The sequence below is a fragment of the Sulfurospirillum sp. 1307 genome (assembly GCF_054408545.1).
Genome location: NZ_CP176011.1, coordinates 1705860 through 1721846 on the forward strand (window position 1 = coordinate 1705860; position 15987 = coordinate 1721846).

A 15987-nucleotide genomic window follows, 5' to 3' on the forward strand; every position below is an offset into this window, starting at 1 on the left:
TAAGTAAATCATAAATAACTCATATTGTACATAATATTCAAATTCAATTTTCTTTGTGATCAAACTCAGGAACTATTTCTTTTAGTTTTTTAATCTTGTTAGATGAAGATAATAATGAATATATATCTTTATTTAATTTATTAATTTCATAAATTGTCTTACCTGCAACAGTTATAGACTCATACTCTGTTTTCATATCACTATCATTGATAAGAAGCTCCTCAAAACATTTTTCTCCTGGCCTAAGTCCAATGAATTCTATTTTTATGTCACTTCTTCCACTAAGTTCTATCATCTTTTTAGCCAAATCAACTATCTTTACAGGCTCTCCCATATCAAGGATAAACACTTCTCCCCCTTTACCAATTGAAGCTGCTTGCAGAACTAATTCACATGCTTCAGGTATAAGCATAAAGTATCTTGTAATATCAGGATGAGTGACAGTGACATTTTTTCCTGCTTCGATTTGAGCCTTAAATTTAGGGATTACACTTCCACTACTACCAAGTACATTTCCAAATCTTACAGCTACTATTTCAGTACTATTTGACGCTACATTTTGAGCATATAGCTCGCAAATTCTTTTTGTTGTACCCATAACATTTGTAGGTCTTACAGCTTTATCAGTTGATATCAGTACAAATTTTTGCACTCCATACTTTATAGCACAATCTATAGTATTTTTAGTACCTATAACATTATTTAAAATTGCTTCATCAATGTTTTCTTCTACTAACGGAACATGTTTATATGCAGCTGCATGAATCACAATATCTGGTTTATATTTTTCAAATGTTTTATCAAGAAGCTCAATATTTACAACTGATTGCATTACAATAGCTGGTTTAAAATAATATAGTTCTTCAGCTATATTATAAAGATTAAATTCACTGTGATCTAAAAGTATGAGTTCACTTGCTCCTAGATTTACGCACTTTCTTGCTATTTCACTTCCTATGCTTCCTCCAGCACCAGTAATTAATACTTTTTTATTTTTGATAAATTTTTCTATCTGTTTCTTATCTAAGTCTTTTGGATATCTCGCAAGTAAATCCTCAACACCTATATCTTTAAGTTGAGATGAAAAGTTTTTATAATCAAGTATTTGTTCAAGTGATGGGAGTATCTTGATTTTTTCAAAATATGGACTTAGTTCTTCATATATTTCTTGAGCTCTTTCTTTAGGAGCTGAAGGCATAGCAATGACTAGCAAATCAAACTTATTATTCATTCCAATTATTTTTTTCAAATCTTGATTTGATACTACACGAACACCATCTATACTTCTTCCTTGCCAAATATCTGAATCATCAACATAGTATTTGATTTTATATTCACTTGTTCTGAATTCAGCTTCTAATTTATTTCCAGCTTGCCCGGCTCCATAAATAACAAGTGATTTTGTTTTAGCAATTCCACTTCTGTTCATGTAATAATAGTAAGCATACATCAAAAAAGACACAGATACAAGATAAAAAGAAGCTTCAGATAATATAAATGCAATTCGAACCTCACGATAAAAAATAACCATTGAAATAAACATTGGTATCCCAACAACTAATGTTTTTATAAGAAATGTTTTTTGTGTAGCTTTACTCCAAGACAAAGAGTAATCTTGTAAAATAATCAGCGAAGCCAACATACGAAGTGCAATAATTGTAAGTAAAACATGCCAGTTAAAATCAACATGAAATATAAAAGAAGTCCACCAAAATGTAACTAATGACAAAAAAGTTATCAGTGAAAAGTTTAAGACTTTTTTATTAAAAAACTTCATATCATTTACCTATATTTTCTTTTATCACTTCACAAATCATTTTAACATCTTCTTTTTTCATTGTAGTGCTACTTGCAAGACAAAGTCCTTTTTTAAAAAGCTCCTCACTTGTACCATCCACTAAAGATTTAGCATCTCTAAACAAAGGTTGCAAATGCATCGGTTTCCAAAGAGGTCTTGATTCTACATTTATTTCTTCTAGTGCCTTCATGATTTTACCATAATTTAAATTTTTAAATATCATAGTAGTTAACCATCTATTTCCTCGACTCTTTTTGAGTTCAGGCATAAATGTTATCTCTTCAACATCTTTCAAGAACTCTTTATACCATTTAAATATCTCTCTTTTTTTAGCTACTCTATCTTCTATAACTTCCATCTGAGCAACCCCAATAGCAGCAAGAACGTTACTCATTCGATAATTATATCCATACTCAAAATGTTCATAATGCACAAATGGTTCTCTTGCTTGAGTAGAGTAAAACTTAGCTTTTTCTATCCACTCTTGATTATCACTTACTAACATACCTCCACCAGAAGTAGTAAGTATCTTGTTCCCATTAAAACTATATACTCCAAAATCTCCAAATGTTCCCGTATGCTTTCCTCTACATGTAGCTCCCAAACTCTCTGCTGCATCTTCGATGAGATACACACCATACTCTTTACATGTAGAGGATATCTCTTCAATATCTGCGCTCATACCGTACAAATGTGTAAGAATCAAAGCTTTTGGCTTTTTTTTACATGTAGATAAGTATTTTTTTAAAAGTTTTGGAGATAAATTCCAAGACTCAAAATCACTATCTATAAACACTGGATTTGCCCCTTGGTAAAGGATAGCATTGACTGAACCAATAAAAGTAAAAGTTGAAGCTAAAACATCATCACCTTTAGTAATTCCCAATACTCTAAGAGCTAAATGAATAGCAGCTGTCCCACTAACTACAGCTAAAGCATTTTTTACACCTGTATACTCTTTGATACTATCTTCAAACTTATTAACATACTCTCCAAGTGGCGCTATGTAGTTACTTTCAAATACTTTTTCTATATACTTTAACTCATTGCCACTCATGTGTGGGGAGCTTAAAAAAATTCTCTTATTCATTTCATATCTTCTATTTCTATACATGGATTACCATACGCTTTTTTAAAACTTCCTATATTTTTCACTATATTTGAACCCGCACCTATAATCGTATTATTTCCTATCATTATACCTTGTATAACTTGTGAACCTATGCCAATATGGCTGTATTTCTCTACTTTAACATTACCTGCAAGTGCTACATTTGGTGATACATGTACAAAATCTTCTATTATACATTCATGTTCAATTATACAAGAAGTGTTTAGTATCACGCCATCCCCTATAGTTGCTTTTGCATTAACTATTACATTTGGCATTACAACTGTACCTTTGCCTATAGTTGCACTTGAAGAGACTATGCTACTAGGGTGTATCAGACTTACTATCTCAAAGCTATGGTTTTGCACTCTCTCAAAAAGTCTAGCTCTGATTGTATTGTTTCCTATACCAAAAGCTAATGGAATATTGTTAGTTGTTTTAATATCTTCAAAAGCTATATATTCATTTTCTCCATCATCCACAAAAATAACATCATCATACCCGCAAGCCATAGCTATATCAGCAACTACCAATCCGTGTCCACTTGCACCGTAAATATAAATACTTTTATTCATCACTTACTCCCAGTAAACTTTTCCATGGTAACGCTAGAATTTGAACTTATATCACTTCTTTTAAGACCTTTTAAAAAAGTCATCCATAGTATCTTCATATCAAGCCAAAATGATTGATTATCTACATACCATACATCATATGCAAACTTTTTTTCCCAACTTATTGCGTTGCGACCATTTACCTGAGCCCAGCCTGTAATACCTGGCTTTACATCATGCCTTCTTTTTTGTTCATCATTGTATAGTTCAAGATATTCTATAAGGAGTGGACGAGGACCTACAAAACTCATGTCACCTTTTAAAACATTAAAAAGTTGAGGCAATTCGTCCAAAGAGGTACTTCTTATAAATTTACCTATCCCTTTCAATCTTTTTTCATCAGGCAATAATTTACCATTTTTATCTTTTTCATTTGTCATTGTACGAAATTTATAAATGTTAAATATTTTTTCTTTATAACCAGGTCTATCCTGTCTAAAAAATATTGGTCTCCCCATCTTCCAAAATATTAGTAAACTAATTACTACATAAACAGGTAAAAAAATAGCTATTAAAAACAATGCTAAGGTTTTATCAAACAGTGATTTAAGCATTTATTATCTCTTCATATTCTTCAAGTAAATATTTAAAAAATTGTTTTCTATCATACTTTTTCACGATAGAATCTCTCATATTTTTCGATAATCTTTTTGATAAGGTTTCATCTTCTAAGAATTGTTTCATAGCTAAATACAATTCTCCTTTATCTTTTGGTTTAACTATTAGGCCATTCTTACCATGATTTATTATTTCATTACAACCATTTATATTTGAAACTATACAAGGTAATTCCATACTAGATGCTTGAAGAATAACATTTGGAAAACCTTCTCTGTAAGAAGGAAAAACAAAACAATCACTTAACGCTATGAACGGTCTTATATCGCTTATATAACCAACCTCAATGATAGCTGAATTTTCTTTTATAATATCTTTAGTGTTTTGCGATATTGGATCTAAATCATGTTCATAATTACCAACTAAAATCAAAGATATATTTTGAAATTCATAAGTTAACTTATCAAACGAATATACTAGTTCATCTATACCTTTGTCTTTTACAATTCTTCCTATAAATAAAAAAACAAATTTATCTTTTAAATCATACCTTTCTCTTATTTCTAAAGATTTATTTATAATTTTATCACTTTTATAAAAATATTCTGTATCTATACCATTGCTACTACCATAACCTATTACTTTTAATTTTTCTTTTTTTGTAAGATTATTATCTAAAATATACTCTTCCAAACCTTTAGAGTTTGGATAAACTTTTGTTGCACAAAAATAAGTAAGTTTTTCTACAAATAATAAAAGCTTTTTCTTTTTTCCCGTAGCTTCCATCACCGGAAGCCCTGCAACAGTGTGAAGCCTATGTGGAACTTTACATATATAAGATGCTAACATACCTATAATACCTGCTTTAGGAGTATGAGTATGTACTATATCTGGTCTTTCTTTACATATTAAAACTATCATTTCAACTAAAGATATAACATCTTTAATAGGGGTTATCTCTCGACTCATATCAAGTTCAATAGTTCTAATACCCTCAATTGTTTCTATTTCTTTTAACTCTTTTCCTCTACTTGAAATCCCAATAACATCAAAATATTTATTCATAAATTTTAGTTGATCTTTTAAAAGTATTTTGAGAGATATTGGTACGGTTGTAATCCTAAATAATTTTTTCTTTTTATTCATAAGATATTCTTAAACTCATTTATAGTTTTCTCTATATTAAAATCTTGTATTCTTTTTAAGTTACTCACTATCGTAGTTTTTCTATCAATATTTTCACTCAAATAAATCTTCATTTTACCTATTAAAGTTTCTACATCACCAACTGGATAAAGTAATCCATACTTTTCATCTTTAAGTATCTCCCTCGGCCCGCTTTTACAGTCGCTAGAAATGACAGGCAAGTTACAAGCCATAGCTTCTACTAAAACATTTGGGAACCCTTCTAATTCCGAATTTAAAACGAATAAATCAGATTTATTTAAATAATAAAATGGATTTTTAACATTTCCTAAAAAATGAACTTTTTCTTTTATTTTAAATTCTACACATTGATTTATTAAATCATCTTTTAAAACACCATCACCTAAAAATATAAGTTCTAAACTATTATCATTTTTTTGTAATTCAAAAAAAGCTTTTATCAAATCCATATTTCTTTTCAGAGGTATCAACCTACCAACAGAGATAATATACTTTTTGTTTTTCTCAAACTCAAAATTTACATCTTCACAAATATCTTTTTTGCTATTTATATAATCACAATCAACTACGTTATAAATCACCTTTGTGTTTGTAGTGATATTCATAAGAGATTTTAAATCTTCATCTACACCTTTAGAATTTGATATAATTAACTCTGCTTTATCAAATAAGATACTTATAAGAAAAAGATTTACTTTACCCAATAAGCCTTCATTTTTATATCTTGATGTTGTGCTTCGTATATTTATAATACTTTTGTGATTACTTCCAAAAATTTTAGCAAGAATATTTATATAATTCGGTCTTGTCATAAAACTTAAACTTACATCTATATTTTTTTCTTTTAAAATCTTTTTATATTTAATAGCAAGAAATGGTAATTTTAAAAATTTTTTTATTCCACTCTCAAAAGGTTTTGACTTTTCTAAAAAAATGACTTCAATATTTTTTGGAATTTCATAAAAAATGGTATCATTCATTAGAACAAGAATAATATTATATTTCTTACTTAATTTTTTCAATAATATACTGACTTGCCTTTCTGCTCCACCACTTGCTAATGAATAAATAAGTATTGCTAACTTTTTTTTCACTTTATATTCCTATACTTTTCAAGCCACATTTGAAAGACTAATATAAACCACAATTTATTAATATTGATAGCTTTATTATTCACCAATTTCTGATATTCTTTTTGAATATAATTGTTATTTAACAGATGATGCTTATTAAGTTTATTTGCATTAAAATACCTTTCAAATAGATTTTGCAAATCTCCACCAAACCACTCAAACATAGGTATGCCAAATCCCATTTTTGGTCTATCTATCATCTCTTTTGGTATGTATCTTTCAAGGACTTTTCGCAGTAGATATTTACTTGTTCCATCTTTATATTTTAATGCAAACGGAACTTGTGCCATAAACTCTGCTATATGATGGTCTAAAAGTGGCTCTCTTCCCTCAATGCTGACACTCATTGTAGCTCTATCAACCTTGTTTAAAATATCATCTGGTAAATATCTATGATAATCCCAAAGCATCATACCCTGCATTGGATGTTCTTTTTCACCAACTTGAAAACTTTTTTCATCTATTCCTTTTATTACACCTAAAAGCTCTTTAATTTCATAATTTTTAGAATTGTGTATAAGTTTCTCATAAATTGCTTGCCAATTATCATCCTTTAACATTTCAGTTAATTGGTAATATTTATGTTCAAAATTTTTTATTTTGATAAATCTTGAAGCATTTTGCACACCAATTTTATCCATCATAAAAACTAAACTTTTTCTCAAGATTTTAGGCAATTTTAGTATCTTTTTCCCTATAGCGTAACTGTACCAATATCTCTCATACCCACAAAATATCTCATCTCCGCCATCAGCACTCAAAACAACTTTTACCCCAGCCTCTTTAGCCACTTGAGAAACCAAAGTTGTAGGGATTCCGCTACTGTCGCCAAATGGTTCATCATAAATATCAACAAATTTTTTTAGTATCTCTTTTGCCTGTAAACTATCAAGAAATTTTTCAGTGTGAGTTGTACCTAAGTGCTCGGCAACTTGTTTAGCATAAGTTGCTTCATTATACTTTGCTTCTTTAAAACCTATAGTAAATGTATGAATATTTCCATAGTGTTTTTGCAAAATTGCAGCGACAACACTGCTATCAACACCTCCGCTCAAAAACACACCCACAGGAACATCAGATACCATACGATATTTAAAACTATCTATCAAAAGTTTTTCAAGTTCATCTATAAGCTCTTCTTCACTTTTGGTAAATTTTGGCTTTTGAAAATATGGTAAAATAGACCAATACTCTTTGATTTTCAATCTCAAAGTATCAATTTCAAATTCTACATAATATCCTGCTGGAACTTTAAAACAATTTTCAAAAATAGACAAATTTGAAGAGATATATCCAAATTGAAAAAACTCATAAAGTGCATCTTTATTTAGCGCTAAATCTTTTTTATACTCCATAATCGGCTTTAATTCACTGCCAAAAACAAAATCTTTACCATTAAAACAGTAATATAAAGGTTTTACTCCAACCCTATCCCTTATCAAAGTAACAGTTTTATTTTTTGTATCATAAATAGCAATAGCAAACATACCTATAAACTTATCAACCGCTTTTATACCCCACTTATGATAGGCTTTTAAAATAACTTCACTATCTGTTTCACTCTCAAAACTATATCCTAAAGCTCTTAACTCTTTTTTTATCTCCTGAAAATTATAAACTTCACCATTATAAACCATTACAATATCTTCATAAATCATCGGCTGATGACCATGTGAGCTAAGATCAAGTATAGAAAGCCTTACATGACCAAGAGAAAATTCATCGCTCTCATAAACTCCGTTGTCATCTGGACCACGATGTTGTATGCTTTGAAGCATACTATTTAAAACAGTAGTATTTTTAGTGTTAAAACCTACTATTCCACACATTTTAAAATCTTTTTTTCCGTATTTTTTACCATTTTATCTATAGAAAAATTTTCAATCACTCTTTCCCTACTGCATTGTCCTAATTTTTTTAACTCTTTTTTCATTATATTTTCTATTTCTTTTATCAAACTTTCTACATTATTAGAGGGGGCTATTTCTCCACATTTTCCTACAATAATTTTACTATCACCTACATCAGTAACTACACAAGCACACTCACAACTCATTGCCTCTGCTATTGAATTACTAAAACCTTCTCCAAAAGAAGAAGAAGAAGATATATCAAACCCACTGTAAAAATCTTCTACATTATTTTGTTTACCAAGCCAGATAAATCTTTTATTGTTATACTCACCAAGTATCTCTTCACACTCCTGTTTTATATTTTCATCACCATCACCTACAGAAAAAAATTTTATATTGTCATAGTTTTCTAGTATCTTCTTAGCAGCATTTGCAAATATAGTATATCCTTTCATATAATCAATCCTTGCAACTATCCCTATGGCTATGTCATTCTCATTTAAATTATATTTTTCTCTGAATATTTTTCTTTTTATTTCATCTCTTTTAAATCTGTCAGTATCTATCCCATTATGAATAACCACAGCTTTATCCATACAAAAACCACTATTTTTATGAAACTCTATACTTGCATAAGAGTTTGCAATAATCTTATCTACTTTATAAGATAACCTCTTTTGCAGCCAAAATAAAAACTGAGAAACTTTCCCATACTTAGCAAAGTCCATATTTGAAGCTCTAAATCCCCAAATAATTTTTGTATTTTGAGGTTTACACCAATAAGAAAAAAGATTCATCTCACCTAAAAATGAATAAATTACATCTGGACTAAACTCTTTTAAAACTTTTTTATAATTACTATAAAATCCAAAAAAGTCATATCTACTTTTTTTATTAAGATTAATATACTTTATGTTTGGAATATTTTTAACTATATCTTCTTGTATCCCTCCATACATAGTGCAAACTAAAACATCAAACTTAGTTTTATCTATATGCTTAACCAATTCTATAAATTGCCTCTCTGCTCCCCCTATGTCTAAAGAGCGTATAGACAAAACTAATTTAATCATTTAAAAACTCTTTTTAAATATACTTTTACTTTTGACAAAAAAGGAACTATTTTTTTAGGTAAAAACATAACAATGAGCATTACATATGAACCTTTATATTTTGGGCATAACTTTATGCTTGTCAAAAGATAACTAAATCCCTTTTTATATTGGTTTGATAGTTTTGCAAAATATACCGCACCTTTAAATATTGTTGCCAAATAACATGGACAGTATAATTTCATTTCATTTTGATAATATTCTATATCTCTTTCATAGTTGATTATTGCTTTATCAGCTTTCTCTATCATATTGTGAGTAACACTATTTTCATTTATCCTATAATTTCTAACGGCTTTATGGAAATAATATATCTTTCGATGCCTTAACATTCCTCGCCATAATGTTCCTTCACCGCCATACAAATCAATATCAAATCTTTTATTGCCTAAAATCTCTTGTTTAAAAATACTCCAATACTCACCTGAAATTTTTCCACATAGAAAATCTTTCCAATCAACTTCTCCACTTTTTTCAAGTCCCAAACCAGAAAACTTTCCATTGTCCCATCTGTTTGAGATGATTTTGCAATTTCCCATTACAACATCATAACCTTCTAAAAGCTTATCAACCATCATACTTAAAGCACCTCTACCATAGTATCATCATCAAATATACCTATTATTTCACCAGTGCAATAATCTAAACCATTATTTTTATTACCATTGGGACCTTGGGGATATTTTTTATTTTTCACATATTTTATATAATCGTATTTTTCGATATAAGTTTTACAAACTTTTTCTGTATCATCTGTAGAATTATCATCTGTAATTACTATTTCTAAATTTGGATAATTTTGATTAATTATACTATCAAGACACTCTTTTAAATAATTTGCTCTATTGTATGTAGGAACAATTATTGATACTATTGGATAACTACTCATTCACTACCTTTTTCATAACTTTTTCCCACTCACTCGCTATTTTTTTAATACTATACTTTTCTTGAACCTTCACAGCTTCTTTGGATAATCTCTTTCTTAGAGACTCATCATCTATAAGTTGTTGTATAGACTTGGTTAATTTTTCAATATTTTGATTCCCCACTAAGATACCATTAACACCATCTTCTATAATCTCACCTGGTCCATAAGGACAATCAAAGCTAACTACCGCACACCCCATAGACATAGCTTCAATTAAAACATTTGGAAAACCTTCTTTTCTTGAAGAAAGAACAAAAATTGAAGCTTTTGCATACCATTCAAAAATATTTTTTTGATTTCCAAGTAAAATTACCTTATCATTTAATTGCAACAGTTCTATTAATTTTTCTAAATTTTGTCTCTCCTTGCCTTCTCCTGCAATATAAAGTTTCCAATCAGTTTTTATGTTAGCATAAGCTCTTATTAAATTATCAAAACCTTTTTGTTTATCAAGCCTTCCAACTGCCAAAATTATTTCCCGTTTTTGTGAATATAAAATATCATTATCATTATTAGTAAAATTAATCGGATTATAAATAATTTTTATATTATTCGAAAAATTATAATTTTGAGCATCGGATTTTGTTTGTGTAATCAATTCATTAGAAAATGGATATATAATTTTTCTTAAAATATTTAACATCTTGGAATTATAAAAATCGTATATTGTTCTTTCAGAAACAATAATTTTTTGATTATTCAATTTGGAAGCAATAATTGATAAAATATTGGTATGAGTCATAAAAGAAATATTTACATCTGCTTTAATCTCTTTTAGCTTTTTTTTAAGCACAAAAATTCTTTTTATACTATTTTTTATACTTTGAAATATATTTTCAGATTGTTTTAATAAATCTAATTTTATATGTGTTACTTTACTATCTAGTTCATAAAAAGGATCTGCACTTGAAAAAGTCAATATGAATACTTCATGCTTTTTTGACAATTCATTAGCAAGTAAAGTCAAAACTCTCTCAGCTCCACCACTTCCAAGAGATGAGATAATAAATGCTATTTTCATAATTTTATCACCTTGTATAGTGAAAATCCAAAATAAATAACCTTCAACAAATGCTTCGCATAAACCTTCGGATATCTAAAAAGCATCCACCAATAACGAGCAACAAACCACTTTGATTCAAATAAAAATCCTTCTGGGTATTTTTGTCTAATATTTTGGCTAATATTATCACTCTCATTTCTATAATAAATTCTCAATACTTTATTTAAAAAATAAGAATATGGCTTAATCTCAAATGTAATTCTACTCCAAAAAAAGCTCTCAGGTATAAATTTTAAATTTTTTGCTTCATCTGGTATAGTAAAAGCTTTTTTTAAATTTTCTGTTTTTAAAAGTGCCCAAGTTTCACCCAATCCTATATCCCTCCATTTGAAAAAAATATCTAAAGTCGGAATAAGTTTATTAGCTATTGGATAATCACACCCTATACGATTACCGTATTGATCTTGACACAAAACTCCAATGCCTCCGCATTTTGCTTTTTCTTCTTCTGTAAAATTACGCCATACACTATAAAAAGTTTCAAATGTTTCTGGCAAAAACTCATCATCGCTGTCACAAAACAAAAACCATTCCCCTCTTGCTTTTTCTATCCCTTTTCTTGAAGCATGAGGTTTTCCCATATTTTTCTGATAAAAGTATCTTATTTCAAAATCTGACTCTTTTTGCCATTTTTCAACCAATTCTTTTGTATTATCAGTTGAACCATCATCAACAATAATCCACTCAAAAATATATTTATTATTAATTTTTTGTAATGTCTGATTTTTAATGCTCTTATATACTCTATCTAGTTTATCTGCTCTATTAAAAGTTGGTGTAAAAACTGTCATAAAAACATTATTTTTCATGACACTAGTGTTCCATTGTTCAATTTATAAACCACATCACACCTGTCGATAGTACTCAATCTGTGTGCAATGACAATCAATGTCTTATTGCTGCTTATAGCATAAATCTCATCCATTATTTTTGCTTCCGTCTCATTATCAAGTGCAGATGTTGCCTCATCCAGTACCAAAAGCTCTGGATCGTTATAAAGTGCACGCGCAATTGCGATACGCTGTTTTTGCCCGCCACTTAATTTTATGCCACCCTCTCCTACAATGGTATCGATACCATCTTGATGAAGTTCTAAAAAATCAAATATATTAGCCTGTTTTAGTACCTCTTGTACCTTTTTTTCATCAACTTCATTTCCAAAAGCCACATTTTGAGCCACTGTACCGTCAAAAAGATAAACATTTTGTGGGATATAGCCTATTTTGCTTCTCCATGATTTTATGTTCGATTCATTTAGCATTTTCTTATCTACACATATCTCTCCGCTAGATGGTTTATACAAACCTATTATCAAATCCACCAGTGTGCTTTTGCCACTTCCGCTCTCGCCTATAAAGGCTATGGAAGTACCCTTTGAGATTGTTAGATTTATCTCTTTTAATATAGGCTTGTCGTGGATATACTCAAACGATATATCCTTTAACTCTATACTCTCATTGAACTCTATAACATCTATACCTAAACTCTCCGTATCATATATCACATCATTGTGAATTATATCCAGTGATTTTCTATAAAACAGTATCTGATTATAACTTGTCAGTATCCTATTTGCCGATGGCATAAGTCTGTAAAGTCCCAAGACGAACATAGATATAAGAGCTATAGCGTTTGAGACATCACTTTGATACTTATATACCAGATATATAACTATAAAAGTGACGATGCTAAAACCCACAGCCTCTAAAAAGAGTCTTGGAAAGTGTGAATATGTATCGTTTATAATATTCGTTCTTGCATATCCATAGCTTGCCTCTGCAAACTTCTCCATAATTTCTTTATTATTACTTTTTAGCTTCATAATCTTAAAATTGCCAAATGAGCTATTGATAATCTCATAAAATCTCTTTTGAAAGCTTTCTCTAGCACTTCCGGCTTTTTTTATCTTTGGAGAGATTATTCTTACTAAAAATATTGCATTGAGCACCAATAAACATGTTAGAAGTATAGTTATTTTCCAATTAACATATATCATCATAGAATATATTAGTATAACTATAAATACTTCACTAAACATAAATAGTATAGCAGATAGAAGGGTAGTTAGATTCTGTGCTTCGTTGATGATAGCTTTATTTAAATCGCTACTGCTTCTCTCAATAAAGTCTCTATACCTCATCCCAAGATAGTTCTCAAATAGTCTATAAGCAAAAAGGTGGTACCTTCCTTTTGAAAATCGCGAAAGCATATAAAAATAAAAAAGATTGATAGCACTTCTAAATATATAAAATACAATCAACACGACTCCAAAAGATATAACAAAATCAATCTTTGATGAGAAACTAAATAGGTTGTATGCAGTATGATAGTACTCATTAGTATCTATCAGAGTAAAATCATTTGCCACAGATATAAAAGGCATTATAGCAGATATACCTACCGTCTCTACAATAGAAATTACAATAGAAAAAAACAATAAAAATAATAAAAACTGCTTATCTCTTTTAGATAATAAATACTTTAATTTTTCTATCAATTACAACCTACCATCACAATCATTCAAAATCCCTTTAATATCATAAATAACTTGATTTTGATTTGTTTTTATATCTAAACTTTTAAATTCATCATGAGCAACAGCTAATACAACTGCATTGTAATTTTGAATGTTTATTTGTGCATTTTGAATTAAGTCTAAATTATATTCTCTTTTTACTTCATCTTTATCTGCCCATGGATCTTGTACTTCTACATTGCATCCAAACTCTTTTAATTCTTTTATCACATCAATAACTCTTGAGTTTCTTATATCTGGACAATTTTCTTTAAAGGTAATTCCCAATACCAATACTTTTGAGCCTTCTATCTTTTGACCTTTTTTTATCATTAGTTTTATTACTTGGTTTGCTACATATATACCCATACTGTCATTTATGCGCCTTCCTGCTAGTATTATTTCAGGATGAAAACCAACTTCTTGTGCTTTATGAGTTAAATAGTATGGATCAACTCCTATACAATGACCTCCTACAAGTCCTGGTTTAAATGGCAAAAAGTTCCATTTAGTTCCAGCGGCTTTCAAAACTGCATTTGTGTCAATTCCTAGCTTATTAAAAATCAGTGCTAATTCATTTACAAATGCTATATTTATATCTCTTTGGCTATTTTCTATAACTTTTGCAGCTTCAGCTACTTTGATACTTGGGGCTTTATGAGTTCCTGCTGTTATTATTGATTTGTACAACTCATCTACTTTTTTAGCAATCTTCGGAGTACTTCCGCTAGTTACTTTTAGGATTTTTGTTACTGTATGCTTTTTATCTCCTGGATTTATTCTCTCTGGAGAATATCCACAAAAGAAATCTTGATTAAATTTCAGGCCACTAAATTTTTCTAAGACTGGGACACAATCTTCTTCAGTAGCTCCAGGGTAAACTGTGCTTTCATAGATAACTATATCATCTTTTTTAAGAACTTTACCTATACTTTCACTTGCTTTTAAAAGAGGAGTTAAATCTGGCCTTTTATTTTTATCAATTGGAGTTGGAACTGTTACTATGTAAATGTTACATGTAGAGATATCTTCTAGCTTAGAAGTAAATTTGATACCATTTGAAATAGCTTCTTTTAATTGTTCGCTTGTAAGTTCTAATGTTTTATCGTGAGCATTTTCTAGCTCTTCAATTCTTTTTTGATATATATCAAACCCTACTACTTCATACTTCTTTGCAAATTCTACAGCTAGTGGTAGTCCTACATAGCCTAAGCCTATTATTGCTATTTTATCTTTCATCTCTTACCCTTAAAAAAACAGGAAATCTTGGTTTTCCATATTTTGTAAATTCTTTATATTTAAATGTTATTATTGAGCCAATTTTAGGTGGATTTTTTCGTTGCTCATCACTAAATCCACTTCCTATCTTAAACTCTTTGCCATTATCTAACATGCAAGTTAATGATCCCATTACATGTAGATATTTTCCTTTGCCTTGATTTATAGCTGTTATTTTACACTCTGTATCTTTAAAACTTTTAACTTTTAACACTTTTGAAGTTCTTTTATCTATATAAGGTGCATTTTGATCTCTTATAACTACACCCTCTCCACCTTTATTTTCAACTTCTTTTAAAAAAGATTTTAAGTGCTTTTTATCTTTACATGTAGTTTGTTTTATAATCTTTATATATTTATTTGGATGTGCTTTTAAGTAGTCTTCTAAAACTTTTAATCTCTTTTTTAATCCACCTTTTTGGTTAGGTACCTCAAAAATATTGTAAGTTATTTGTTTCCATCCATCACGAGGAGTTTTTTTACTTGTTATTGAAGAAATATTTTCAAAATCTCCTCGTTTGCTCCAAAGCTCACCATCAATCTCAAATGGAGGAAAATTTTTTGTAAACCAAATGGGAGCACTAAATTTTTTACCTCTTCTGCTTATGAGGTTCTTACCATCCCAATAAGCTCTAACACCATCAAGTTTTTCACTCATGAGCCACCCTGAGATATTTTGGTCTTTATAAGTTTTTAAAAGTAATAAACTAGGTTTACTAGCAAAAAGAAGAAAAGGAATAAATAAGATAAAAAATCTAATCATTTAGTGTTACCAAGCTATTTACAAAAGTTCTAAATTTAAATTTTTTTCTCAATTCATTCCTTCTAATATAAACATGTAAACCTTTTCATAA

15 protein-coding genes are annotated in these 15987 nt (G+C 29.3%); all 15 read right to left on the minus strand.

Features of this window, described 5'->3' with window-relative positions; genetic code table 11:
* Positions 1-43: 43 nt before the first annotated feature.
* From ACKGJI_RS08655 to ACKGJI_RS08725, 15 genes are read right to left on the minus strand one after another with little or no spacing between them, the layout of a single operon-like run.
* Positions 44-1777, minus strand: coding sequence for a polysaccharide biosynthesis protein (locus ACKGJI_RS08655; protein WP_458699887.1), 1734 nt, complete (start codon positions 1775-1777; stop codon positions 44-46).
* A 1-nt stretch (position 1778) separates the two neighbouring features.
* The gene (pglE, locus tag ACKGJI_RS08660) at positions 1779-2888 is read right to left on the minus strand and encodes a UDP-N-acetylbacillosamine transaminase (RefSeq protein ID WP_458699888.1); all 1110 of its coding nucleotides are present in this window, start codon (positions 2886-2888) and stop codon (positions 1779-1781) included.
* The gene (locus ACKGJI_RS08665; RefSeq protein WP_458699889.1) at positions 2885-3484 is read right to left on the minus strand and encodes an acetyltransferase; all 600 of its coding nucleotides are present in this window, start codon (positions 3482-3484) and stop codon (positions 2885-2887) included. Before ACKGJI_RS08665 ends, pglE begins: the two co-directional genes overlap by 4 nt.
* A complete protein-coding gene (gene pglC / locus ACKGJI_RS08670) occupies positions 3484-4077 on the minus strand; it encodes an undecaprenyl phosphate N,N'-diacetylbacillosamine 1-phosphate transferase (RefSeq protein WP_458699890.1) in 594 nt (197 codons plus the stop codon). Before pglC ends, ACKGJI_RS08665 begins: the two co-directional genes overlap by 1 nt.
* The gene (locus tag ACKGJI_RS08675; RefSeq protein ID WP_458699891.1) at positions 4070-5227 is read right to left on the minus strand and encodes a glycosyltransferase family 4 protein; all 1158 of its coding nucleotides are present in this window, start codon (positions 5225-5227) and stop codon (positions 4070-4072) included. Before ACKGJI_RS08675 ends, pglC begins: the two co-directional genes overlap by 8 nt.
* Entirely contained in the window at positions 5224-6342 is a 1119-nt protein-coding gene (locus ACKGJI_RS08680; RefSeq protein WP_458699892.1) for a glycosyltransferase, read from the minus strand. Before ACKGJI_RS08680 ends, ACKGJI_RS08675 begins: the two co-directional genes overlap by 4 nt.
* Positions 6339-8210 (minus strand): asparagine synthase (glutamine-hydrolyzing), encoded by a 1872-nt coding sequence (gene asnB / locus ACKGJI_RS08685; RefSeq protein ID WP_458699893.1) that lies wholly within the window; start codon positions 8208-8210, stop codon positions 6339-6341. Before asnB ends, ACKGJI_RS08680 begins: the two co-directional genes overlap by 4 nt.
* On the minus strand, positions 8198-9307 hold the full coding sequence (locus ACKGJI_RS08690) for a glycosyltransferase (protein WP_458699894.1): 1110 nt from the start codon (positions 9305-9307) through the stop codon (positions 8198-8200). Before ACKGJI_RS08690 ends, asnB begins: the two co-directional genes overlap by 13 nt.
* Positions 9304-9924 (minus strand): hypothetical protein, encoded by a 621-nt coding sequence (locus ACKGJI_RS08695; protein ID WP_458699895.1) that lies wholly within the window; start codon positions 9922-9924, stop codon positions 9304-9306. Before ACKGJI_RS08695 ends, ACKGJI_RS08690 begins: the two co-directional genes overlap by 4 nt.
* 2 nt (positions 9925-9926) lie before the next feature.
* Positions 9927-10235 carry a glycosyltransferase family 2 protein gene (locus tag ACKGJI_RS08700; RefSeq protein ID WP_458699896.1) on the minus strand — a complete coding sequence of 103 codons (309 nt, stop codon included), beginning with the start codon at positions 10233-10235 and terminating at the stop codon, positions 9927-9929.
* Positions 10228-11298: a glycosyltransferase family 4 protein gene (locus ACKGJI_RS08705; protein ID WP_458699897.1), complete on the minus strand. Its 1071-nt coding sequence runs from the start codon at positions 11296-11298 to the stop codon at positions 10228-10230. Before ACKGJI_RS08705 ends, ACKGJI_RS08700 begins: the two co-directional genes overlap by 8 nt.
* The gene (locus ACKGJI_RS08710) at positions 11295-12149 is read right to left on the minus strand and encodes a glycosyltransferase family A protein (protein WP_458699898.1); all 855 of its coding nucleotides are present in this window, start codon (positions 12147-12149) and stop codon (positions 11295-11297) included. The genes ACKGJI_RS08705 and ACKGJI_RS08710 overlap by 4 nt, the downstream gene beginning before the upstream one ends.
* The gene (locus tag ACKGJI_RS08715; protein ID WP_458699899.1) at positions 12146-13837 is read right to left on the minus strand and encodes an ABC transporter ATP-binding protein/permease; all 1692 of its coding nucleotides are present in this window, start codon (positions 13835-13837) and stop codon (positions 12146-12148) included. The genes ACKGJI_RS08710 and ACKGJI_RS08715 overlap by 4 nt, the downstream gene beginning before the upstream one ends.
* On the minus strand, positions 13838-15094 hold the full coding sequence (tviB, locus tag ACKGJI_RS08720) for a Vi polysaccharide biosynthesis UDP-N-acetylglucosamine C-6 dehydrogenase TviB (protein ID WP_458699900.1): 1257 nt from the start codon (positions 15092-15094) through the stop codon (positions 13838-13840).
* On the minus strand, positions 15084-15896 hold the full coding sequence (locus tag ACKGJI_RS08725; RefSeq protein ID WP_458699901.1) for a DNA ligase: 813 nt from the start codon (positions 15894-15896) through the stop codon (positions 15084-15086). Before ACKGJI_RS08725 ends, tviB begins: the two co-directional genes overlap by 11 nt.
* Positions 15897-15987: the final 91 nt, after the last annotated feature.